General features: G+C 66.0%; 21 protein-coding genes and 1 riboswitch. Of the genes, 9 read left to right on the top strand and 12 right to left on the bottom strand.

The genetic code is table 11. The features are described from left to right. Positions 1-89 precede the first annotated feature (89 nt). On the bottom strand, positions 90-842 hold the full coding sequence (locus CIT39_RS04265; protein WP_094973251.1) for a TIGR02594 family protein: 753 nt from the start codon (positions 840-842) through the stop codon (positions 90-92). 217 nt (positions 843-1059) lie between these two features. On the opposite strand from CIT39_RS04265, the gene CIT39_RS04260 reads away from it, so the two are divergent. Then, the gene (locus tag CIT39_RS04260; protein WP_094973252.1) at positions 1060-1923 is read left to right on the top strand and encodes an alpha/beta fold hydrolase; all 864 of its coding nucleotides are present in this window, start codon (positions 1060-1062) and stop codon (positions 1921-1923) included. Between the two features lie 138 nt (positions 1924-2061). On the opposite strand, the gene metW is transcribed toward CIT39_RS04260, so the two are convergent. Both metW and metX read right to left on the bottom strand, forming a co-directional pair. Then, a complete protein-coding gene (gene metW, locus CIT39_RS04255) occupies positions 2062-2724 on the bottom strand; it encodes a methionine biosynthesis protein MetW (protein ID WP_162308336.1) in 663 nt (220 codons plus the stop codon). A 1-nt stretch (position 2725) separates the two neighbouring features. Further along, entirely contained in the window at positions 2726-3922 is a 1197-nt protein-coding gene (metX, locus tag CIT39_RS04250; protein ID WP_094973510.1) for a homoserine O-acetyltransferase MetX, read from the bottom strand. A 91-nt stretch (positions 3923-4013) separates the two neighbouring features. Continuing rightward, positions 4014-4093: riboswitch (SAM riboswitch) on the bottom strand. Positions 4094-4249: 156 nt separating this feature from the next. Between metX and CIT39_RS04245 the strand changes: the two genes are divergently transcribed. Genes CIT39_RS04245 through CIT39_RS04235 form a run of 3 tightly spaced genes read left to right on the top strand, consistent with a single transcriptional unit; the run spans position 4250 to position 7164 of the window. Beyond that, complete coding sequence (locus CIT39_RS04245; protein WP_094973254.1) at positions 4250-5098, top strand: chorismate mutase; 849 nt, start codon at positions 4250-4252, stop codon at positions 5096-5098. A gap of 36 nt (positions 5099-5134) precedes the next feature. Next, a complete protein-coding gene (gene hisC, locus CIT39_RS04240; protein ID WP_094973255.1) occupies positions 5135-6232 on the top strand; it encodes a histidinol-phosphate transaminase in 1098 nt (365 codons plus the stop codon). Continuing rightward, positions 6229-7164: a prephenate/arogenate dehydrogenase family protein gene (locus tag CIT39_RS04235; RefSeq protein WP_094973256.1), complete on the top strand. Its 936-nt coding sequence runs from the start codon at positions 6229-6231 to the stop codon at positions 7162-7164. Before hisC ends, CIT39_RS04235 begins: the two co-directional genes overlap by 4 nt. A gap of 86 nt (positions 7165-7250) precedes the next feature. On the opposite strand, the gene CIT39_RS04230 is transcribed toward CIT39_RS04235, so the two are convergent. Then, entirely contained in the window at positions 7251-8435 is a 1185-nt protein-coding gene (locus CIT39_RS04230) for a DUF2125 domain-containing protein (RefSeq protein ID WP_094973257.1), read from the bottom strand. A 110-nt stretch (positions 8436-8545) separates the two neighbouring features. Here CIT39_RS04230 and CIT39_RS04225 point away from each other — a divergent pair, with 110 nt between their 5' ends. Further along, positions 8546-9154 carry a gamma-glutamylcyclotransferase gene (locus CIT39_RS04225; protein ID WP_162308335.1) on the top strand — a complete coding sequence of 203 codons (609 nt, stop codon included), beginning with the start codon at positions 8546-8548 and terminating at the stop codon, positions 9152-9154. Here the strand turns inward: CIT39_RS04225 and CIT39_RS04220 are convergent. The 4 genes from CIT39_RS04220 to ftsE all read right to left on the bottom strand — a co-directional run bounded on the left by CIT39_RS04220 (position 9151) and on the right by ftsE (position 12356). Further along, a complete protein-coding gene (locus tag CIT39_RS04220) occupies positions 9151-9924 on the bottom strand; it encodes a lysophospholipid acyltransferase family protein (RefSeq protein WP_094973259.1) in 774 nt (257 codons plus the stop codon). The genes CIT39_RS04225 and CIT39_RS04220 overlap by 4 nt on opposite strands. 34 nt (positions 9925-9958) lie before the next feature. After that, complete coding sequence (locus CIT39_RS04215) at positions 9959-10663, bottom strand: YdcF family protein (protein WP_094973260.1); 705 nt, start codon at positions 10661-10663, stop codon at positions 9959-9961. A gap of 72 nt (positions 10664-10735) precedes the next feature. After that, positions 10736-11704: a cell division protein FtsX gene (locus CIT39_RS04210; RefSeq protein WP_094973261.1), complete on the bottom strand. Its 969-nt coding sequence runs from the start codon at positions 11702-11704 to the stop codon at positions 10736-10738. Then, on the bottom strand, positions 11697-12356 hold the full coding sequence (ftsE, locus tag CIT39_RS04205; RefSeq protein WP_063694655.1) for a cell division ATP-binding protein FtsE: 660 nt from the start codon (positions 12354-12356) through the stop codon (positions 11697-11699). The genes CIT39_RS04210 and ftsE overlap by 8 nt, the downstream gene beginning before the upstream one ends. A 161-nt stretch (positions 12357-12517) precedes the next feature. Between ftsE and CIT39_RS04200 the strand changes: the two genes are divergently transcribed. Together CIT39_RS04200 and CIT39_RS04195 are read left to right on the top strand one after the other, a co-directional pair. After that, a complete protein-coding gene (locus CIT39_RS04200; RefSeq protein ID WP_094973262.1) occupies positions 12518-13399 on the top strand; it encodes an MJ0042-type zinc finger domain-containing protein in 882 nt (293 codons plus the stop codon). A gap of 46 nt (positions 13400-13445) precedes the next feature. After that, positions 13446-13823 carry a response regulator gene (locus CIT39_RS04195; RefSeq protein WP_094895924.1) on the top strand — a complete coding sequence of 126 codons (378 nt, stop codon included), beginning with the start codon at positions 13446-13448 and terminating at the stop codon, positions 13821-13823. Between the two features lie 146 nt (positions 13824-13969). On the opposite strand, the gene CIT39_RS04190 is transcribed toward CIT39_RS04195, so the two are convergent. Next, a complete protein-coding gene (locus tag CIT39_RS04190) occupies positions 13970-15115 on the bottom strand; it encodes a DUF4175 family protein (protein ID WP_094973263.1) in 1146 nt (381 codons plus the stop codon). Continuing rightward, entirely contained in the window at positions 15103-17040 is a 1938-nt protein-coding gene (locus CIT39_RS04185) for a TIGR02302 family protein (RefSeq protein WP_094973264.1), read from the bottom strand. The genes CIT39_RS04190 and CIT39_RS04185 overlap by 13 nt, the downstream gene beginning before the upstream one ends. Before the next feature lie 167 nt (positions 17041-17207). Here CIT39_RS04185 and CIT39_RS04180 point away from each other — a divergent pair, with 167 nt between their 5' ends. Then, positions 17208-17591 carry a carboxymuconolactone decarboxylase family protein gene (locus CIT39_RS04180; RefSeq protein ID WP_094973265.1) on the top strand — a complete coding sequence of 128 codons (384 nt, stop codon included), beginning with the start codon at positions 17208-17210 and terminating at the stop codon, positions 17589-17591. Positions 17592-17803: 212 nt separating this feature from the next. After that, positions 17804-18712: an NAD(P)-dependent oxidoreductase gene (locus CIT39_RS04175; protein ID WP_094973266.1), complete on the top strand. Its 909-nt coding sequence runs from the start codon at positions 17804-17806 to the stop codon at positions 18710-18712. A gap of 9 nt (positions 18713-18721) precedes the next feature. Here CIT39_RS04175 and lysA read toward each other — a convergent pair whose 3' ends face one another. Continuing rightward, the gene (gene lysA, locus CIT39_RS04170; protein ID WP_094973267.1) at positions 18722-19987 is read right to left on the bottom strand and encodes a diaminopimelate decarboxylase; all 1266 of its coding nucleotides are present in this window, start codon (positions 19985-19987) and stop codon (positions 18722-18724) included. Between the two features lie 23 nt (positions 19988-20010). Next, positions 20011-20307, bottom strand: coding sequence for an LPS translocon maturation chaperone LptM (gene lptM, locus CIT39_RS04165; protein ID WP_094973268.1), 297 nt, complete (start codon positions 20305-20307; stop codon positions 20011-20013). Positions 20308-20359 lie beyond the last annotated feature (52 nt).

Raw genomic sequence — 20359 nt, 5'->3', positions numbered from 1 at the left:
CTGCCGTCATTGCGAGGAGCGAAGCGACGAAGCAATCCAGACGAATTCCGCGGAGGGATTCTGGATTGCTTCGCTCGCAATGACGGGCGTTAGTTCGGCATCACATAGGCGTAGATCCGGCCGCGCGAGACCGGGGCTTCGCGGACGCGGTTGCCGTTGTTGCCGGAGATCATGATCGGATTGCCCTGCGCGTCGACGCCGGTGATGATGCCGACATGACCGCCACGGCGGCCGCGCGACATCACTGCGATGGCACCCACCTGCGGGCCGGAGACACGCGTGCCGTAATGCGCGAACGAGTTCGCCATGTCAGATCCGGTGCCGCGGTGGCCGGTTTTCTCCAGTACCATGTTCATGAAGCGCGCGCACCAAAGGCTCCCGCGGCCGGTCGGATTGCCGCCGACGTAACGGCGCGCCTCGGATACGAGGCTCGATCCGCCGCCGAAGCCGCCGCTGCTCGTGGCATCACTCGCCATGCCGCTGTTCGCGCTCATGGCCGCGCGACGGGTAGCGCTCGTGACCATTCGTCCGCCGCCGCTGATGATCGTCCCACCATTGCCGCTCATGGCAACGCCGGGGCTATTGGTGTTCGGATCATAGCTCGCAAATGTGTTGCCAAATCCGCTCGCCTGCAATTGCGCCGCGCCGCGCTCGAAGCGCGAGCTGCGTACGTGGTGCCGGTAATGATGATGTCTGGCGTGATGCACGTGAGCGTGCCGCTCTGCGCTGTGACGATGATGCGGCCGCGCTGAGGCCGGAGAAGCCAACGCGGCGACCGCCGCGAACAAGATCGCCAGCGCGACAACACAACGCGACAGGCGAGACGCAAACAACTCAAACATTCTTCATCCTTCGTTGACACCCCACTTCCCAATCGGCCCGTGCAACGGCCGACATCGGTCTGGCCGTTAAGCCGCCCGATGTGGCGAGAAAAAGACGCGGGCTGCCAGCGAATAGCTGCGATGATTTTGTGCCGATACTGGCTTGAGGCTGCCGCATTGCCGACAACAACATTAACTGCAATCCTGCAAAGGCGGCTTCAAGAGAGGGAAACGGTTAATGCCCCACGCCACGACCATGGACGACGTCCGCATTTATTTCGAAGAGGCGGGCCAGGGAACGCCGATCATTTTTCTGCACGAGTTCGCGGCCGACCATACCAACTGGGAGCCGCAGATGCGCTACTTCGCGCGCGGCCACCGCTGCATCACCTATTCGGCGCGCGGCTACGCGCCGTCGGACGTGCCTGATGGCGAGGTCTACAGCTACACGCATTTCTACACCGATGCCCTCGCGGTGCTCGACCATCTCAAGATCGAGCGCGCGCATCTGATCGGCCTGTCGATGGGCGCCTACTCCTCGCTCCAGATCGGGCTCAACGCGCCGCAGCGCGCGCTGTCGATGACGCTGGCCGGCGTCGGCTCCGGCTCCGAGATCGAGAATCTGGAGGCCTGGCGCAAGCAGTGCCGCGCCAATGCCGAGCAGTTCGAGACGCTGGGCTCCGCCGAGGTCGCGAAAGTCACGCGCGAGGCGCCGAGCCGGATTCCCTTCCTGGTGAAGGACCCCCGCGGCCATGCCGATTTCTACGCCGCGCTGGCGCGGCACGATTCCAAGGGATCGGCAAACACGATGCGTGGCTTCCAGGGCGGCCGCCCCTCGATCTACACGATGACGGATGCGATCAAGAAAGCGTCCACGCCGGCGCTGATCGTCTGCGGTGACGAGGACGATCCCTGCGTCGGACCGAGCCTGTTCCTGAAGCAGCATCTGCCGGCGGCCGGGCTCGCGATGTTTCCGAAGTCGGGCCACGTGCTCAACCTCGAAGAGCCCGCGCTGTTCAACGAGACGGTGGCGCGGTTCGTGACGCTGGTGGAAGCGGGAAGATGGCCGGTGCGCGATCCGCGGTCGCTGGCGGCGCATTAGAGCCGTCATTCCGGTATGCGCCGAAGGCGCAGCCCCGGAATCCATAAGACCATAAATACTGTTGCGCGATGGATTCTCAGATGCGCAATTGCGCATCATAGCTCGCGCTACGCGCGCCGCGGAATGACGCCTACAGCGTCACTTCCCCCCGCCCCTGCTGAGCAGAAACACGCCCTGCTCGCCGAACATGTTCCACACCCACCATGGCAGGTTCAGCGGGATCGGGCGACCATAGAGATCGAGCGCGATGGCGCGCTCCATCTTGACGTTGATCTCGTCGCAGAGCTCGACGAAATCCTTGATGGTGCAGAAATGGATGTTGGCGGTGTCGTACCAGGTCGCCGGCAGATTCTCGGTGCGCGGCATGTGGCCGCCGATCAGGAGTTGGAGCCGCATCTTCCAGAAGCCGAAATTCGGGAACGAGACGATGGCACGGCGGCCGATGCGCAGCAGATTCTCCAGCACCACGCGCGGCTGCCGTGTTGCCTGCAGCGTCTGCGACAGGATCACGTAGTCGAAGGCGTCATCCGGATAGTTGACGAGGTCGGTGTCGGCATCTCCCTGCACCACCGCGAGCCCCTTGGCGACGCAGCGGTTGACGCCCTCGCGCGACAGTTCGATGCCGCGGCCGTCGATGCCGCGGGTTTCCAGCAACTGAAGCAGATCGCCCTCGCCGCAACCGACATCGAGCACTTTCGAGCCGGGCTTGACCATCTCGGCCACCAGCCGATGATCGGTGCGAAAATCACCGGACTGCCCGGTCGCGACGCCGCCCAGCGGCAATACTTCCTGCACGGACATGCTAGCCATCCTTCAGTCCGCGCGCCTTGCCTGCCGATTGCAGGAAAGCGCGGGAGATATCGAGGAATTCGGGCACGTCGAGCAGAAAGGCGTCGTGGCCGCGATCGGTCTCGATCTCGGCGAACGACACCCGCGCGCTCGACGCATTCAGCGCATGCACCAGCGCGCGCGATTCCGAGGTCGGGAACAGCCAGTCGCTGGTGAAGGAGACCACGCAGAAGCGGGTCTTGATTTCCGCGAACGCCTTCGCGAGCACGCCGCCATGGTCGGCGGCGATGTCGAAATAGTCCATCGCGCGCGTCAGATAGAGATAGGAGTTGGCGTCGAAGCGCTCGACAAACGACGAGCCCTGGTAGCGCAGATAGGACTCGACCTGGAAGTCGGCGTCGAACGAGAAGGTCGGCAGCTCACGGTCCTGCATGCGCCGGCCGAACTTGCGATGCAGCGCGGCGTCGGAGAGATAGGTGATGTGCGCGGCCATCCGAGCCACCGCCAGCCCGCGATGCGGATGGATGCCCTGATCGGCATAGCCGCCACCGTGCCAGTCGGGATCGGCCATCACGGCCTGACGGCCGAGCTCGTGGAAGGCGATGTTCTGCGCCGAGTGCCGCGTCGCGCAGGCAATCGCCAGCGCGGAGAACACGCGAGCAGGATAGGCCGCGGTCCATTGCAGCACCTGCATGCCGCCCATCGAGCCGCCGACCACCGCGAACAGCGTGTCGATGCCGAGCCGGTCGATCAGCATGGCCTGCGCGCGCACCATGTCGGGGATGGTGATGACGGGGAATTCCAGGCCCCAGACCTTGCCGGTGGCGGGATTGATCGACGCCGGCCCGGTCGAGCCCATGCAGCCGCCGATCACGTTGGAGCAGATGATGAAGTAGTGCTTGGGATCGATGGGGCGGCCGGGACCGACCAGCGTCTCCCACCAGCCGGGCTTGCCGGTGACGGGGTGCACGTTGGCGACATGCTGATCGCCGGTCAGCGCATGGCAGATCAGCACCGCGTTGGAGCGATCGGCGTTGAGTTCGCCATAGGTCTGGTAGGCGATCTGAAACGGGGTGAGATCGACGCCGCAATCGAGCCGTAGCGGCTGCTCGGCGCCGAAATGTGCGACCTGCGAACTTGGATGATCCACCTCGTGCGATCGCTCGTCGGCGCTGATCGCAGGACTCGGTATCGATTTGACGTCACCCATCTGACCATCGACCTCGTTTGCGGTCGGGCTCGAGACCGCATTTGAAATCAGGCCATGAAAAACCCGGCCTGAACGAAAGGTTCGGCCGGGATCGAAAACGTCCCCGGCCTGTTTAGCGAGTTTTTTAACGTGGCTGCAAGCCGGCCGGCTCAAATGACCACGGAACGGGCAAAAGCTACCGTCTTGGGCGGTTTTCGTCAAGTCGCGGCCCGGACCGACCAAGTTCGCCGGCTGCGCCTTCGGCGAAAAGCAGCCTCATTTCTCTTTGCTTTCGCGGCCCCGACTGCCTAATCAGGGCATTCTCATCGTAACAATCGACAGCCAGACATGTCCCAAATTCCGCCCGCGCCACCATCGCTGCAGGAACTGCGCAAGGAGATCGACGCGATCGACGACGGCATGCATCGCCTGTTGATGCAGCGTGGCGACATCATCGACCGCCTGATCCAGGTGAAGCAGACCCAGGAGGTCGGCTCGGCGTTCCGCCCGGCGCGCGAGGCCGCCATGATGCGCGACCTCGTGCAGCGGCATCGCGGCATCCTGCCGCTCGACACGGTCGAGAGCATCTGGCGCGTCATCATCTCGACGTTCACTTACGTGCAGGCGCCGTTCTCCGTGCATGCCGACATCTCCGTGAGCGAGCCGGCGATGCGCGATTCCGCGCGCTTCCATTTTGGTTTCACCGTGCCTTACGTCGCGCATTTCAGCGCGCAGGCCGCGGTCGAGGCGGTGGCGAAATCCAAGGGCGACCTGGCGCTGGTCTCGGCGACCTCCAGCCGCACGCCGTGGTGGCTCTCGCTCGAGGAAAAAGGCGCGCCGAAGATCATCGCGCGCATGCCGTTCGTCGAGCGCGCCGACCATCCGGCCGCACTGCCGGTGTTCGCGATCTCGCGCGTCCCCGACAGCGCCCTGGTGACCGAGGTCGAGACCTTCAGCGTGCGCGTGTCCGGCTGGAACGCGGAGGTGGCGCGCGCCCTGTCGCCGCTCGCCGAAATCGTGGCGGTGCCCGATACCGCCTTCGACGGCGCCGCACTGCTGGTCTCGGTCACGAGCGCGACCAGCATCGACAAAATCAGGGCTGCCCTGATCGAAGCGGGGGCCTCGGTGCGCTCCACGGCCCTCGTCGGCAGCCACGCAACGCGCTATACGGTGCCCCCGACCGGGGCGAAATCGTAAGTCACGCGCCGCGCCCCGCCATTTTCGGAGTTCAAGATGTCACGCCCCGTGCCGAATCCCGGCATTCTCGATATTGCGCCCTACACGCCCGGCAAGAGCCCGGTCGCCGAGCCGGGCCGCAAGGTGTTCAAGCTCTCCGCCAACGAGACGCCGTTCGGGCCCTCGCCCAAGGCGATCGAGGCGTTCAAGAACGTGGCGGATCACCTGGAAGACTATCCGGAAGGGACCTCGCGCGTGCTGCGCGAGGCGATCGGCCGCTCTTTCGGGCTCGATCCCAACCGCATCATCTGCGGCGCCGGCTCGGACGAGATCCTCAATCTGCTCGCCCACACCTATCTCAGCCACGGCGACGAGGCGATCTCCACCACGCACGGATTCCTAGTCTACCCGATCGCGACCATGGCGGTCGGCGCCAAGAACGTCGTCGCGGCCGAAAAGAACCTCACCTGCGACGTCGACGCCATTCTCAAGGCGGTGACGCCGAAGACCAAGCTGGTCTGGCTCGCCAACCCCAACAATCCGACCGGGACCTATATTCCGTTCGACGAGGTCAAGCGGCTGCGGGCCGGCCTGCCCTCGCACGTGCTGCTGGTGCTCGACGCCGCCTATTCCGACTACGTCTCGCGCAACGACTACGAGATGGGGATCGAGCTGGTCGCGACCACCGAGAACACGGTGGTGACGCACACCTTCTCCAAGATCCACGGCCTCGCTGCACTGCGCATCGGCTGGATGTTCGGCCCCGAGCACATCATCGACGCCGTCAACCGCATCCGCGGTCCCTTCAACGTATCGACGCCGGCGATGTATGCCGCGGTCGCCGCGATCGAGGACACCGCGCACCAGGCGATGTCGAAGCAGTTCACCGAGACCTGGCGCAACTGGCTGACCGAGGAGATCGGCAAGCTCGGGCTGAAGGTGACGCCGAGCGTCGCCAATTTCGTGCTGATCCACTTCCCGACCGACAAGGGCAAGACCGCCGACGACGCCGACGCGTTCCTGACCAAGCGCGGCCTGGTGCTGCGCGGCCTGAAGAACTACGGCCTGCCGCATTCGCTGCGCATGACCATCGGCACCGAGGAGGCCAACCGCCTCGTCGTAGAGGGCCTGCGCGACTTCCAGGCCGGCAAATGAGCAGCGCGCCGCACTTCCAGCGCGTCGCGCTGATCGGCTTCGGCCTGATCGGCGGCTCGATCGCGCGCGCTGCGAAGCTCCAGGGCCTGGCCGGCGAGATCGTCACCACCGCGCGCTCGGAAAAGACCCGCGCGCGGGTGATGGAGCTCGGCATCGTCGACCAGGTCGTGGCGACCAATGCGGACGCCGTGAAGGATGCCGATCTCGTCATCCTCTGCATTCCCGTCGGCGCCTGCGGGCCGGTGGCGCAGGAGATTGCCGCTCACCTGAAGCACGGCGCGATCGTCTCCGACGTCGGCTCGGTCAAGGGCGCCATCGTCAGGGACATGGCACCGCACCTGCCGAAGACGGTTCATTTCGTGCCCGCGCATCCTGTCGCCGGCACCGAGCATTCGGGACCGGATTCGGGTTTCGCCGAACTCTTCATCAACCGCTGGTGCATCCTCACCCCGCCGGAAGGCGTCGATGCCGCGGCCACCGATCGCCTGCGCGCGTTCTGGGCGGCGATGGGCGCCAAGGTCGAGGTGATGACGCCGGATCATCACGATCTCGTGCTGGCGATCACCAGCCATCTGCCGCATCTGATCGCCTACACCATCGTCGGCACCGCCGACGAGCTGGCGCAGGTGACGGAATCCGAGGTGATCAAATTCTCGGCCGGCGGTTTCCGCGATTTCACCCGCATCGCGGCCTCCGACCCGACGATGTGGCGCGACGTCTTCCTCGCCAACAAGGAAGCCGTGCTGGAGATGCTCGGCACTTTCACCGAGGATCTCGCAAAACTGACGCGCGCGATTCGGCGCGGCGACGGCGAAGCGCTGTTCGACCATTTCACCCGCACCCGCGCCATCCGCCGCGGCATCGTCGAGATCGGCCAGGATTCGGCAGCCGCGGATTTCGGCCGCCAGCACGGGGCGCTGAAGAAGCCGTAGCGGACAGTCCCGTAGCCCGGATGAGCGAAGCGACATCCGGGACGGTCCCCGCATGTCGCTTCGCTCATGCGGGCTACGGCATCCAACTAATACAGCGGCGGGATCTGGCCGACCTTGACCGGGCCGAGCAGCACGGCGCCGTCGACGAATTTCAGCGGGAAGCTGCGCGCCTTCCTGCCTTCCAGCGTGCTCTCGGTACCGATCGAGTTGATGCCGGCGGCGACGCCGGCATTCGCGTTCTGCTTGATGACCTTGCCGAGACCGGGAACGGCGCGATCGAGCGCACCGAACAGATTGTTGAGGTCCTGCGACTTCACGCCGGGCGCGACGCGGTCGAGCGTGGCCTGCGGCACGCCCTCTTCCAGCATCTTCTCGATGCCGAGCGCCGGGATCACGCGCTCGAGGCCCGTCACCGTCATCTGCAATTCGCCGTCGAGCCGGCCGTTGACCGAGAGGCCGAGCGTGCCGGCCGCAACCGCGATCATCTCGCCCTGCTGGATCCGCGACTGCACGATCTCGATGTGGCCGCCGGCGGCCTGGATCTCGCGGAACCGCTGCGGCCAAGGCTTTGGAGTGAGGTCGGACAGGCCGGTGATCTTCGCGCGCGTGTCGGCCTCGAACGGCTCGGCAAGCAGGGGATGAACGCCCTGGATGCTGCCTTGCGCGACATGGAGCACGGTCTCGATCACAGGGTGATCGGCTGGCGAGCCCTCGGCGAGGCGCCCGTGCAGCTCAACCTGCTTGGCGCGCGCGAGCGGCACCTGCACGCTGCCGTCGAGACGATTGAGACTGGGATCATCGAACACGAGCGAGGCGCGGTCCGGGATGGCCGGCAGGCCGACCACGCTGCTGCGGCCCTTGCTCCAGTTCACCACGAAGGTGCTTTGCGTGACGCCGTCGGTCAGCGTCGCGGGCGCCGAGAATTCGGCGATGACGAGCTTGGGATCGTACACCTGGGCAACGACCAGGATGTTGTCGAGCTTGGCCGTGAACGGCGTCTTGCTCGCGTTCTGCGACACCAGCGAGACGCTGGCGCCGGAGCATTGGACCTCGAAGCGGAACGGGAAGCCGGCGATCGAGCGCTTGGCGCAGTCATAGATGCGGCCGGACTTGGCCTCCTGCGCCCGCCAGGCGTCGGCGGCCACTTCGGCCTGCGAGGCCGCATAGAACCAGAAACAGCTCCACGCGACGGCAAGGATCAGGACGAGGACGGGGGCGATGAAAAGGCCCCAACGGGAGCGCCGGCCTGCGGAAACGGTCATATCGGACATGCGGCGACCCTTTGACCCCAGATGATGGCAAATGTAAGCGAGGTTCGGCTGCGACGAAAGGCGGAGAATCCGCTTCGCTTGGGAGCGCGGTTCTGGTAGCCGTGCCCGAAATGTCCGAAATCACCCTCCCCTCCGTCACCACAGCCACGGGCGACCTCTGGGTGTTCGGCTATGGTTCGCTGATGTGGCGGCCGGGCTTCGAGTTCGAGGAGCGCGTCCCGGCGCGGCTGGTCGGCGAGCACCGCGCGCTCTGCGTCTATTCCTTCGTCCATCGCGGCACGCCGGAGAAGCCGGGCCTGGTGCTCGGGCTCGACCGCGGCGGCGCCTGCCGCGGCATTGCCTTTCGCGTCGCTGAAAAGAACCGCGCTGACGTCGTCGCGTATTTGCGCGCGCGCGAGCAAGTCACCTCGGTCTATCGCGAGGTGATGCGCTCGGTCTGGCTGGAGAACGATGCGCGCCAGCGCGTCCCTGCGCTCGCCTACGTCGTAGACCGCGGCCATGTGCAATATGCCGGCCGTCTCTCGCTCGCCGAGCAGCACCGCCACGTCGTCCAGGGCCACGGCCAGTCCGGCGCCAACCGCGACTACGTCACCGCGACGGTGAAGGCGATCGAGGCCGAAGGTTTTCGCGATACGCAACTGCATCAGCTCGCGACCATGCTCCATGGCGATGCGCATTCGCTGCACGCGCCGACTCCCGACGATCGAGACGGCCGCTAGCTCTCCGACGGCGCGTAACTCGGCGATGCGCCGATCAATTGCTCCTGCTCCTTGCGGCCGGCTTCGACGAGGCGGCTCGTTGCCTCTTCGATCGCCGTTTGCACACGAGAGAGAAACTCATCCTTCGGCAAGCCCGCCGGCAACGGATCGAGGAATTCCACCACGAGCGTGCCGGGATAGCGCATGAAGGTGCGGCGCGGCCAGAACAGGCCGGAGTTGAGCGCGATCGGCAGGCACGGCACGCCGCAGGACGAATAGATCTGCGCAAAGCCGGTCTTGTAGTCGGGCGGCGCGCCCGGCGCGCGGCGCGTGCCTTCCGGAAAGATCACGAGCTGTTTCCCACTGCGCACCGCCTCGCGCGCCCGCCGGGTCATGTCCAGCAGCGCCTTCACGCCGGCCTTGCGGTCGATCGCGATCATCCCGGTCTTGACCAGGAACTGACCGAACACCGGGATCTGCATGAGCTGACGCTTGAGGATGAAGATCGGACGATTGAAGAATCCGGGCAGCACGAACGTCTCCCAGAACGACTGGTGCTTGGCCGCGATCACCAGCGGTCCTTGCGGGATGTTCTCGACGCCGCGGAATTCGACCTTGATGTTGCAGACCACGCGCATCAGCACCAGCGTCGCCTTCGCCCACCATTGCGCGACGGTCAGCATGGCGCGCGGCGGCAGCAGGAAGGTCGGCAGCGCCACGATCGCGAGGCACACCAGCACGGTGTAGAACAGCACGTTGAACACGAGCGAGCGCAGGAAAATCAGGAACATCGACGATCCGATTAATTTGCCGATCAATTGCCGGTCAATTGGCCTGTGCGGTGGCGGGCCGCTTCGGTTGCTGACCTGCAGGCTGCTCCGACATCTCGGGCGAAAGGTCAATCCCGAAATCCTCCAGCCGCACCCTGAGCTCGGCCGCGATGTACTTGACATATTCCAAAAGCAGCAGCCGCAAGGTGGACGCCGAAGTCCACCACGGCTCCTCGCGCCATTTGTCGCCGACCACCGCGAACGGGATCAGCGTCGTCTGTGGCATCGCGTGCGAGAATTCCACCAGCGCGCGCGGCATGTGATAGTTTGAGGTGACCACGATCAGCGACTTGAACCGGCGGCCCTCGGCCCAGCGCCGCGCCTCCGCCGCATTGCCGCGGGTCGAAAGCGCGGTGCGGTCGAGATCGACGCAACAGGTCATGAAGGACTGGTTCTCCGGCAGCGTCCGGGAGATGTCGCTCGCCGTCGACGTCGGGTGCACGCCGGAGATCAGCAGCCGCCTGCCGTAGCCGGAAGCAAGCAGCTCCATCGCATCCGACACCCGCGAGGAACCGCCGGTCAGGACCACGATGCCGTCTGCCTTCCGGCTTGGGGCGATCTCGGCGCCGCGCAATTGCGACAGGAACGCGATGAAGCCCGCCGCCGCCCCGACAAAGGCGAACGCAATCGTCGACACCAATGCCGCGCGCAGCCAGCCGCGCGGCAGGTTCGGCGATCGATCGTCGGTCGGCGAGGTCATGTGATGTCAGTGAACCCTTCCCTAGAGTGATTTTAAAACGTTTTGAGGCGAAGTGGAGTCCGGTTATCAACCCTAGTCGACATCGTTCAATGTCGCGAACAGGGTCTGGCGTGAGGCCACCGCGGTGATGGCGCCGATCAGCACGGCCTGGACCACGAGCACGATGTAGCCGGACGGCCGCAGCGAGAAGGTGCCGAGCAGCGCGGCGAACTGATCGCCGACGGGGGTACCGGAAAACCAGCCGGCGATCGACTCGGAGAAGCCGAACACCAGCATCGCGGCGCCGCCGCCGATCACGCCGCCCTCCAGGCCCAGCCTGAGGAAATGGCGCAGGAAGCGATTGGCGATGTAGCGATCGCCGGCACCGACGAAATGCAGCACCTCGACGATCGGACGGTTCGCCGCCATGGCGCCGCGGGTCGCGAACGAGACCGAGATGATGGTGGCGACGATGACCAGCGCGAGGATGCCGAGGCCGGCGAGCACGGTGGCGTTGGTCATGGAGCGCATCCGCTCGATCCATGCGCGGTGGTCATCGACGCTGGCACTTGGCGCGACCTGGGTCACGCGCGCGCGCAGGACGCCGAGATCGAGCGGCGTGCCGGGTTGCACGCGCGCGATGATCATGCGCGGCACCGGCAGATCGTCCATCGACAGCCCGGTGCCGAGCCAGGGCTCGAGCAGCTTGCCGCTCTCCTCCCGGGTGAACGGCTTGACCTCGACGATTCCGGCTTGCGCGCGCATCGCCTCCGTCACCGCCGCGGTGTCGCGTTCGAGATCGCGGCCGGGCTGCGGGCGAACCTGGATGGTGATCTCGCTCGCGACGTCCGACTGCCATTCCGCGGCGGAGGCACTCACCAGCAGCACCGTGCCCGTGGTCATTGACGCCAGGAAGGTCATGATGGCGACCACGGCGACCAGCGCGCGGCCCTGGATCGAGGCGCGCGGCACGATCGGCGACATGTTGCGCGCGTTGGCCGGAAGCTGCGGACGCTCCTGTCCGAGGTCGACCAACACGCCGCGCTCGTCGGTTCTATTCATAGACGTGCAGCCGTCCCTGATGCAGCACGAGACGGCGGGCCTCGTACTGGTCCATCAGGCCGATGTCGTGGGTCGCGATGATGACGGCGGTGCCCGATTTGTTGAGCTCGATGAAGAGCCGCAGCAGGCGGCGCCCCAGCGTCGGATCGACGCTGCCGGTCGGCTCGTCCGCGAGCAGCAGTTGCGGCCGCGAGATCACGGCGCGCGCGATCGCCGCGCGCTGCTTCTCACCGCCCGACAGGATCGGCGGCAGCGCGTCCATGCGCTCGCCAAGCCCGACCCAGCGCAACAGATCGATCACCTCCTTGCGATAGCTCGACTCGCTGCGGCCCATGACGCGGAACGGCAGCGCCACGTTCTCGTAGGTCGTCATGTGATCGAGCAGGCGGAAATCCTGCAGCACGATGCCGATGCGCTTGCGCAGATCGGCGATCTCGTCCTTGCCGAGCTGCGAGATGTCGTGGCCGAACAGATTGACGAGGCCCCGCGTCGGTCGGTGCGACAGGAACAACAGGCGCAGCAGCGAGGTCTTGCCCGCACCGGAGGGGCCGGTGAGGAACTGGAACGAATGCGCCGGGATCTGGAAACTGAGGTCGCGCAGGATCTCCGGCCCCAGACCGTAACGCAATCCGACATTTTCGAACCGAACCAAGTTCAGCTCCGTTCGAGAGGGGGCGCGGGTCGCATGGCTGCGCTCCGCCATGCGCGATCAACCGGTTTTGCCGCCGTTATGGTTTCCGGTTCGTTAACGGTCGCCTTGTAGCATCCAGGGCGCCCGGTTCGGCACGACTGGGTCATCGTCGAGGCTCGTCCATGCATATCGTCTGCCCCCATTGTATGACATCCTACGCCATCAAGCTCGCGAGCCTTGGGGCGAACGGACGGGCGGTCCGCTGTTCCCGCTGCAAGGAGACCTGGATCGCCCATGCCGAGGATGCCATCGAGGAGGCATCCGTCCCGGCCATGGCCGCGGCCAGCCAGGCCGACGACCAGGCCGACCTTGCCGAGCAGTGGAACTCCTACGCCAAGGACGACGGCGACACTGATGCGCCTGTCGTCGACAGCCCCTCGATCGCCAGCGACTGGCCCGAGGAAGAGGCTCCCAATGAAACCGAGGACGAGTGGTCGGCGGCGGCCCGGGAGGCCGAGGAAGAGGTCGTCGGCGCGCAGCACCAGTCCTGGTTCCGCAGCCTGTTCCCCCGCCGCGGCGCACGGGTCAGCCGACCGGTCACCACCGCTGTGCCCCAAAAATCCTATTTCGGCGTGCCGACCGCCTGCGTCGCCATGGGCGCGCTGGTGCTGGCGCTGGTGATCTGGCGCGGCGACATGGTGCGGCTGCTGCCGCAGACCGCCGCCTTCTACAAGATGGTCGGGCTTGAGGTGAACCTGCGGGGCCTCGCCTTCAGGGACGTGAAGCTGTCCAGCGAGACCGTGGACGGTAAGCAGGTGCTGGTGATCGAGGGCGTGATCGTCGGCGAGGGCAAGAAGCCGCTCGATATTCCGCGGCTGCGCTTTGCCGTCCGCGACGGGCAAGGCGCGGAGATCTACGCTTGGAATACGGTGCTGGAGCAGACCGTGCTGCGGCCTGGCGAGCGCGCCGTCTTCCGCTCCCGCCTCGCCTCGCCGCCGCCGGAAGGCCGCAATATCGACGTCCGCTTCTTCAACCGGCGCGACATTGCCGGCGGCAGCGTATAATCGCGCCGCCCAGTGCCGCCCGGGAGTTGGTCCGAAAGTTGATCCCATGCCGAAGATCCTGATCGCCGACGACGAGGATTCGATGCGCACGCTGGTGGCGCGCGCCATCGCCATGGACGGGCACGAAACGGTCACCGCGCAGGACGGCGCCGAAGCGCTGGAGATCCTGACCCGCGAGGACGGCGCGTTCGACCTGCTCCTCACCGACATCCAGATGCCCGTGATGGACGGCATCGCGCTGGCGCTCTCCGCCGCGCGCGATTTTCCCGATTTGACCATCCTGCTGATGACCGGCTTTGCCGACCAGCGCGAGCGCGCCTCGAATCTCAACGCGCTGGTGCACGACGTCGTGACAAAACCGTTCTCGATCGCCGACATCCGCATCGCCGTGGCGGACGCGCTGGCGGCGAAGAAGGGGTCTTAGGCGACACTAGCCACATATACTGCTGTCATGCCCCGCGAAGGCGGGGCATCCAGTACGCCGCAGCCTATCGATTAAATAACAACCGTCTCGGAGTACTGGATCGCCCGATCAAGTCGGGCGATGACAGTGAGCTTGTGGCGTCCGCCTCAAAAATCCTTCAGCAGCCGCTCGATGTAATCGAGCTCGATCTGCGGGCGCGAGCTGTCGCCGAGGCGGCGGCGGAGCTCTTCGAGAATGCGGCGGACGCGCTGGGCGTCGATCTCGCCCGGGATCTTGACGGTGTAGTCGTCGCTGAGATCGCGGCCGTGCAGCGGGCGGCCCAGCGGATCGGTCTGATTGCCGCCGCTCTGCTGACGGCCGGCCCGGTTGCCGGGACCATCGCCCTGCCCCTCGCCATCGCCCTGCTGCATCGCCTCGGCCATCTTCTGCGCGCCCTTGCGCATCGCGTCGAGAGCCTTGCCCTGCGAGTCCACGGCGCCATCGGCATTGCCATCGCCGAGCTTCGAGCCGGCATCGCCCATGGCACCGTCGGCGTCGTCCAGGCTGCCGTCGTCCTCCCCCTGATCGCCGTCCTGATCGCCGCTCTGGCCCGGATCGCCCTGCTGGCCTTTCTGACCCTGCTGACCCTTCTGGCCTTTTTGTCCCTTTTGCGCGAGGCCGCGCTTGGCGAGCTCGTCCTGCAGCTTCTTCAAACGGTCACGCAGCGACTGCTGATCCTGCTGCAGCTCCGACATCGACTGGTCGCCCTGCTGCTTGCCGCGCGAGCGGTCACGCCGGGAATCCTGGCCCTGCTTGAAAGTCTTGTCGCGCAATTGCTGCTGCTTGCGGATCATGTCGCTGAGCTCGTTCAGCGCCTGCTCCATCTCGCTCTCGCCGGATTGCCCGGGCTGCGCCATCTGGAGGTTTTCCATGATCTGCGCGAGCTGCTCGAGCATGCGCTGGGCCGCCTCTTTATTGCCTTCGCGCGCAGCCTTCTCGATCTGCCGCAAGAGGTCATCCAGATCGCGCTGCGTGATGACGTTGCGATCACGGCTGGAGGATTGGCTCCGTTCCGTCGCCCGCTTGTACTCCTCGAGCTTCTGGATGGCGTCGGATTGGTTGCCCAGGCTCTTCCCGGATTCCTTCTGCCTGAGGCTGTCGCCGGATTCCTGCATCGCCTTTTCCGCGCTGTCGAGCAGCGCATCGGGATCCTGATCCAGTTGGGCCGCGGCCGGCGAGACGCCGCCCAACAGCAAGGCGAGGCAGGCGATCGACATCGCCTTCAAGACTGGCGCGCGTGCTAGCTTCCGCATTTCCGGTCCCGCGTAAACTGGTTGGTCTTGTCGTCTCCCGCCTTGTTGGCACGGCTGTTCGCCGACTTCCGGTAGGCCTGAAGCTGCTCGCGCAAGACGTCCTGCTGCTGCGCAAGATCCGCGAGCTGCTCGGGCGTCGCCTTCTGGGTCTTTTGTCGCAACTCGACTGCCTTGTCGAGGATGAGCTGGACCTCCGCGGGGAACGGCTGCCGGGCACCGAGCGGATTCTGCTCGGCGCGGCGGGCGAGATCGCGCACCTTGCCGGCCATGGCCTCGCGCAGCTTCTGCGTCAGCACCCTGAGTTCGTCCTCGCTGGCGCCGCGTTCCAGCGCCGCCTTTAGGGCGTCCTGCGCCGAACGCAGCGCGGCGTTGACGCTGCCGGCAACACCGTCGTCCTCGATGGTGGTCGCGAAGGCCCACATGCTCGCCACCACGTTGCGCAACGCATCGTCGGTACGGGCAGCCTCGAGCTGGGTCGCGAGACTCCGGAGGCCGAGATAGCAGCCGGCATCCGGCGTGAACAATTCGGGTGCGATCATCAGCGCGTCGAGCGCGGTGTAGACGTCCGAGTTCCTGTTGGCGTCGAGCGCGAGAATGCGGCGCTGCTCGATCAGCGCACGCGCGAGCGAGTTGGTGAACAGACGCTCGGGCAAGCGCATGTTGAAGGGTTCGCTCCTGGCCTCGTTGCCGGCCTCGTCCTTGGCGGTGAGCGTCAGCGTGACGTCGGCGCCGGCATAGGGGTCCTCGCTGAGGTCTTTCACCGTCTGGCCGACGCCGTTGCGGGTGCGCGCGTTCGGCAGCACGAGCGGGAACTGCGGCGGCTGGAACAACGGCCGCGGCGCAGCCTTGCCGTCGGAATCCTTGCTGCCGTCTTTGGTGTCGGCGGGGCGCAGCGCAATCTGCGCATCCGCGCCGGTGACGCCGTAATCGTCCTCGATCTTGTAGGAGAGCTGCAGCCCGCCGCGCGCCTGGCGCTCGGGATCCTTGGCGAGCGCGATCGTCGGCGCATGGTCCGGCGTGGCCGCAAACGCCCATTGCGGCTGGCCGGAGGGCGCGCGGACATGTGCGGTGCCGTCAGCGGTGATGGTGAAATGCTTCTCGTTGGTGCCCTTGGGCGCGACTTCCGCGGGGGCGACCTCCTTGAGGCCGCCGGAGACGACGACATCCAGACTGCCGCCGGAGGAGCGCACGATCAGGGTCGAGCCTGCGGGAACGGCCAGGGGACCGGAAGCCGGCAGCGCCGCGGCCTCCTTGTTGGCGGCCGACAGGATGACCGGCGGCTTGCTGGTGTAGAGCGGCGGGGTGACCCAGGCATCGACGCGAACATTGGCCGGCGCCAGCACGCCGTTCCAGTCGAAGGCGGCTCCGAGCCGCATTCCGCGCTCGTCGCCGGCGGCGAAGAAGGTCGCAACCAGCATCACCATGACCAGCGCGCGCAGTGCCCAGGGATCATGCAGCGCCAGCCGCGGATGCGGCAGGCCGGCGCGGATGCGCTTGAGCGAGGCCAGCGTGCGCTCGCGCTGCGCCTGCCACAGCGCCTGTGCGACCGGGTCCTGCGATGACAGCGTATCCGTCAGCGTCGTGGCCGGGCGGTGACGGATCCCGGAACCACGATCGAGCCGGGCCAGCGCCTCCTCGCGGCTCGGCCAGCGGAAGCGAATCAAGGGAAACAGGACGGCAATTGCGATGCCGGCGAAAACGACCAGACCGACGGCACGGGCGACGAACGGTAGCGCCAGCCAGAGGCCGGCCCAGGACACCACCAGGAACAGGCCGACGACGGTCAGAAGCCGCGCCAAATTCGGCCAGGCACGCTCCCATGCGATGGCATAAATGGCCCGATCGAGGGCCTGCGCCAGCTTCAGCCGCGACAGAGCATCGCTGTTGCGGATCGGGTCTGACGGGTCGGGGGTGACGCCGTTCAATCAACTCTCCAGGTTGCCCGGGAGAGAAGCCTATCACAACGGCAGCACTGAGGCATCCGTTCCGGTACGGGAGACACCCCTTTTCCCGCATAACACGAGGACGTGACTGGCCCCGCACAACCCCGTAATTTCCGCGCCGCCAACCGAGAGAGACGAGAGGAAACGCCATGGACAAGAAGATGCACGACAAGGGCCTGGAAGTCCGCAAAGCAGTGCTGGGCGAGGCCTATGTCAGCAACGCCCTGAAGAACGTCGACGATTTCAACCGCCCGTTCCAGGAGATGTTGAACGAATATTGCTGGGGCACGGTGTGGGGCCGCGAGGAGCTGCCGCGCAAGACCCGCAGCATGCTCAACATCGCCATGATCGCGATCCTGAACCGCCAGCACGAGTTTCGCGCGCATCTGAAGGGCGCGCTGACCAACGGCGTCAGCCGCGAGGAGATCCGCGAGATCCTGATGCAGGTCGCGATCTATGGCGGCATGCCCGCCGCAGTCGACAGTTTCCGCATCGCGCGGGAGGTGTTTGCGGAGATCGACGGCAAGGCGTGAAGGGAACTCCGTCGTCCCGGGGCGCGCGAAGCGCGAGCCCGGGACCCATAACCACAGGACGACGTGGTTAGCGGGACTCGGAGTGACCGGCTTCGCGCAACAACTTCTCCCTGGGGTTATGGGTCCCGGGCTCATCGCTCCGCGATGCCCCGGGACGACACCGCGGGTCGATCAAGCATCTCTCACAACAACGAAGAAAAGAAGGAAACACCATGGACATCGGATTCATCGGGCTCGGAAACATGGGTTTGCCGATGGCGCGGCGGTTGATCGAGGCAGGCCACAGGCTCGTCGTGTTCGACACGCGCAAGGAGGTCACGGACAAGCTCGTGGCGGTCGGCGCGACGGCGGCGACATCGCCGAAGGACGTTGCCGACCGGGTCGAGACCGTGATGGCGAGCCTGCCCTCGCTGCAGGCTTCGCTCGAGGTTGCAACCGGAGCGAACGGCGTGATCGCGGGCAGCCGGGCAAAGCGCTTCATCGATCTTTCCACCGTCGGCTCCGCGATGGCCGTGAAGATTCACGGCCTGCTCGCCGAACGTAACATCGTGCAGATCGACTGCCCCGTCTCCGGCGGCGTCGGCGGAGCCGAGAAGGGCACGCTGGCGGTGATGGTCTCAGGGCCGAAGGCGGAATTCGAGCTGCTCAAGCCGGCGCTCGACGTGATCGGAAAAGTGTTCTTCATTGGCGAGAAGCCCGGCGCTGCCCAGACCATGAAGCTCGCCAACAATTTCCTCTCGGCCACCGCGATGGTGGCGACGTCGGAAGCCGTGGTGATGGGCGTGAAAGCCGGGCTCGATCCCGCCGTGATGATCGACGTCATCAATGCCGGCTCGGGCATGAACACCGCGAGCCGCGACAAGTTTCCGCGCGCGGTGCTGCCGCGCAGCTTCGACTTCGGCTTCGCCACCGGGCTGATGGTGAAGGACGTGCGGCTGGCGCTGGAGGAGATGAAGCAGCTCGGCCTGTCGATGGAGGTCGCCGACGCGGTCGGGCGGTTGTGGGAGACCGTAATCAGCGCGGAAGGCGCCGAGTCGGATTTCACCGCGGCGATCAAGCCGATCGAGAAGAAGGCGGGGGTGGTGGTTGGCGGGAAAGCCAGCGGATTTGCGGGGAAGTAGCGCCTCGCCTCACAGCCACGGCGCGGGCGTATCCATCGCGATCAACTGCTCGACCTCAATGCGCGGGCGTACGACCGCGTACTGATCGTCCTTCACCAGCACCTCCGGCACCAGCGGCCGCGTGTTGTAGGTGCCGGCCTGCACCGCGCCGTAGGCGCCCGCCGTCATGATGGCGATGAGATCGCCGGGCGCGGGCGTCGGCAGCGTGCGGTCGAGCGCGAGATAGTCGCCGGTCTCGCAGACTGGGCCGACGACATCGGCCCGGATTGTCGCGGCGTCCTTGGCGGGTTGCTTCACCGGCAGGATGTCGTGATGCGCCTCGTACAGCGTCGGACGGATCAGGTCGTTCATCGCGGCGTCGATGATCACGAAATTCTTGCCGTCGCCGTGCTTCACATAGATCACCCTGGCGACCAGGATGCCGGCATTGCCGACGATCATGCGGCCCGGCTCGAACATCAGCGTGCAGCCGAGATTGTGGCTGACGCGCTTGACCATGGCGGCATAGGCCGCCGGTGCCGGCGGCGCCTCGCGGTCCATGTAATAGGGGATGCCGAGGCCGCCGCCGAAATCGACATGACGGATATCGTGGCCGTCGGCGCGCAGCGTCTGCACGAATTCGGAGAGGATGCGGAACGCCGTCTCCATGCCGGAGAGGTCGGTGATCTGGCTGCCGATATGCACGTCGGTGCCTGTTACCTCGATGCCCGGGAGTTTTGCGGCGCGGGCATAGACCTCGCGGGCATGCACGATCGGGATACCGAACTTGTTCTCGGACTTGCCGGTCGAGATCTTGGCGTGGGTGCCGGCGTCGACATCGGGATTGACGCGCAACGAGATCCGCGCGGTCTTGCCGGCCTCGGTGGCCAGGCGCGACAGCAGTTCGAGCTCCGGCTCGGATTCGACGTTGAGACAGAGGATGTCGGCGGCGAGCGCGGCGCGCAGCTCTGCTTCCGTCTTGCCGACGCCGGAGAAGACGATCTTGCTGGCGGGAATGCCGGCCGCCAGCGCGCGCTTCAACTCGCCGCCGGAGACCACGTCGGCGCCGGCGCCGAGCTTGGCCAGCGTGCGCAGCACCGACTGGTTGGAGTTCGCCTTCATGGCGTAGCAGACCAGCACCTTCTCTCCGGCGAAGGCCTCGGTGAAGACGCGATAGTGCCGCTCCAGCGTCGCGGTCGAATAGCAATAGAACGGCGTGCCGACGGTCGCGGCCAGCTCGGACAAATTCACCGCCTCGGCGTGCAGCACGCCGTTGCGATAGTCGAAATGATTCATGGCGCAGGCTCGGTTGTCCCGGCTTATCTCTTGCCGGGAGGTTCGTCCAAGAGCGGATCGAGAATGAACGGTTTCTTCCTGCCCTTGGCCGCCGCGGGCTCGGCATCCGCACCTGATGAAGTGGGATTGAACATGCTCGACGTCTTCTGGGCTGCGGTGTCGGTGTCGGTTGGAGCTGCGACGTTGGCCGTGGACGCGCTGGAGGCCGTCGGCGGCAGATCCAGCGGACCCTTGCGGCCGCAGCCGGCCAGCGCAAGCGCCGTCAGGCTCAAGACAATGATGGCCCACACCGAGCCGGCCGGGCGAAACTTTGACGTCACGACAAAATCCCCACTACGCGGACCGCACCATACAGAGATTGGCGCACTCTGG

The organism is Bradyrhizobium symbiodeficiens (genome assembly GCF_002266465.3).
Lineage (GTDB): Bacteria > Pseudomonadota > Alphaproteobacteria > Rhizobiales > Xanthobacteraceae > Bradyrhizobium > Bradyrhizobium symbiodeficiens.
Note: the sequence above shows the minus strand (reverse complement) of the source record. Positions and strands in the feature narration are given on the sequence as shown.

What these genes read in the sequence shown, in the direction of transcription:
- CIT39_RS04180 (WP_094973265.1), top strand. Translation starts at nt 17,208, where the DNA reads ATGGACAAGAAGATGCACGACAAGGGCCTGGAAGTCCGCAAAGCAGTG.
- CIT39_RS04260 (WP_094973252.1), top strand. Translation starts at nt 1,060, where the DNA reads ATGCCCCACGCCACGACCATGGACGACGTCCGCATTTATTTCGAAGAG.
- CIT39_RS04230 (WP_094973257.1), bottom strand. Translation starts at nt 8,435, where the DNA reads ATGTCCGATATGACCGTTTCCGCAGGCCGGCGCTCCCGTTGGGGCCTT.
- CIT39_RS04195 (WP_094895924.1), top strand. Translation starts at nt 13,446, where the DNA reads ATGCCGAAGATCCTGATCGCCGACGACGAGGATTCGATGCGCACGCTG.
- CIT39_RS04215 (WP_094973260.1), bottom strand. Translation starts at nt 10,663, where the DNA reads ATGACCTCGCCGACCGACGATCGATCGCCGAACCTGCCGCGCGGCTGG.
- metW (WP_162308336.1), bottom strand. Translation starts at nt 2,724, where the DNA reads ATGTCCGTGCAGGAAGTATTGCCGCTGGGCGGCGTCGCGACCGGGCAG.
- CIT39_RS04200 (WP_094973262.1), top strand. Translation starts at nt 12,518, where the DNA reads ATGCATATCGTCTGCCCCCATTGTATGACATCCTACGCCATCAAGCTC.
- CIT39_RS04210 (WP_094973261.1), bottom strand. Translation starts at nt 11,704, where the DNA reads ATGAATAGAACCGACGAGCGCGGCGTGTTGGTCGACCTCGGACAGGAG.
- CIT39_RS04225 (WP_162308335.1), top strand. Translation starts at nt 8,546, where the DNA reads ATGTCCGAAATCACCCTCCCCTCCGTCACCACAGCCACGGGCGACCTC.
- CIT39_RS04175 (WP_094973266.1), top strand. Translation starts at nt 17,804, where the DNA reads ATGGACATCGGATTCATCGGGCTCGGAAACATGGGTTTGCCGATGGCG.
- CIT39_RS04235 (WP_094973256.1), top strand. Translation starts at nt 6,229, where the DNA reads ATGAGCAGCGCGCCGCACTTCCAGCGCGTCGCGCTGATCGGCTTCGGC.
- CIT39_RS04190 (WP_094973263.1), bottom strand. Translation starts at nt 15,115, where the DNA reads ATGCGGAAGCTAGCACGCGCGCCAGTCTTGAAGGCGATGTCGATCGCC.
- lysA (WP_094973267.1), bottom strand. Translation starts at nt 19,987, where the DNA reads ATGAATCATTTCGACTATCGCAACGGCGTGCTGCACGCCGAGGCGGTG.
- CIT39_RS04245 (WP_094973254.1), top strand. Translation starts at nt 4,250, where the DNA reads ATGTCCCAAATTCCGCCCGCGCCACCATCGCTGCAGGAACTGCGCAAG.
- hisC (WP_094973255.1), top strand. Translation starts at nt 5,135, where the DNA reads ATGTCACGCCCCGTGCCGAATCCCGGCATTCTCGATATTGCGCCCTAC.
- metX (WP_094973510.1), bottom strand. Translation starts at nt 3,922, where the DNA reads ATGGGTGACGTCAAATCGATACCGAGTCCTGCGATCAGCGCCGACGAG.
- CIT39_RS04265 (WP_094973251.1), bottom strand. Translation starts at nt 842, where the DNA reads ATGTTTGAGTTGTTTGCGTCTCGCCTGTCGCGTTGTGTTGTCGCGCTG.
- CIT39_RS04220 (WP_094973259.1), bottom strand. Translation starts at nt 9,924, where the DNA reads ATGTTCCTGATTTTCCTGCGCTCGCTCGTGTTCAACGTGCTGTTCTAC.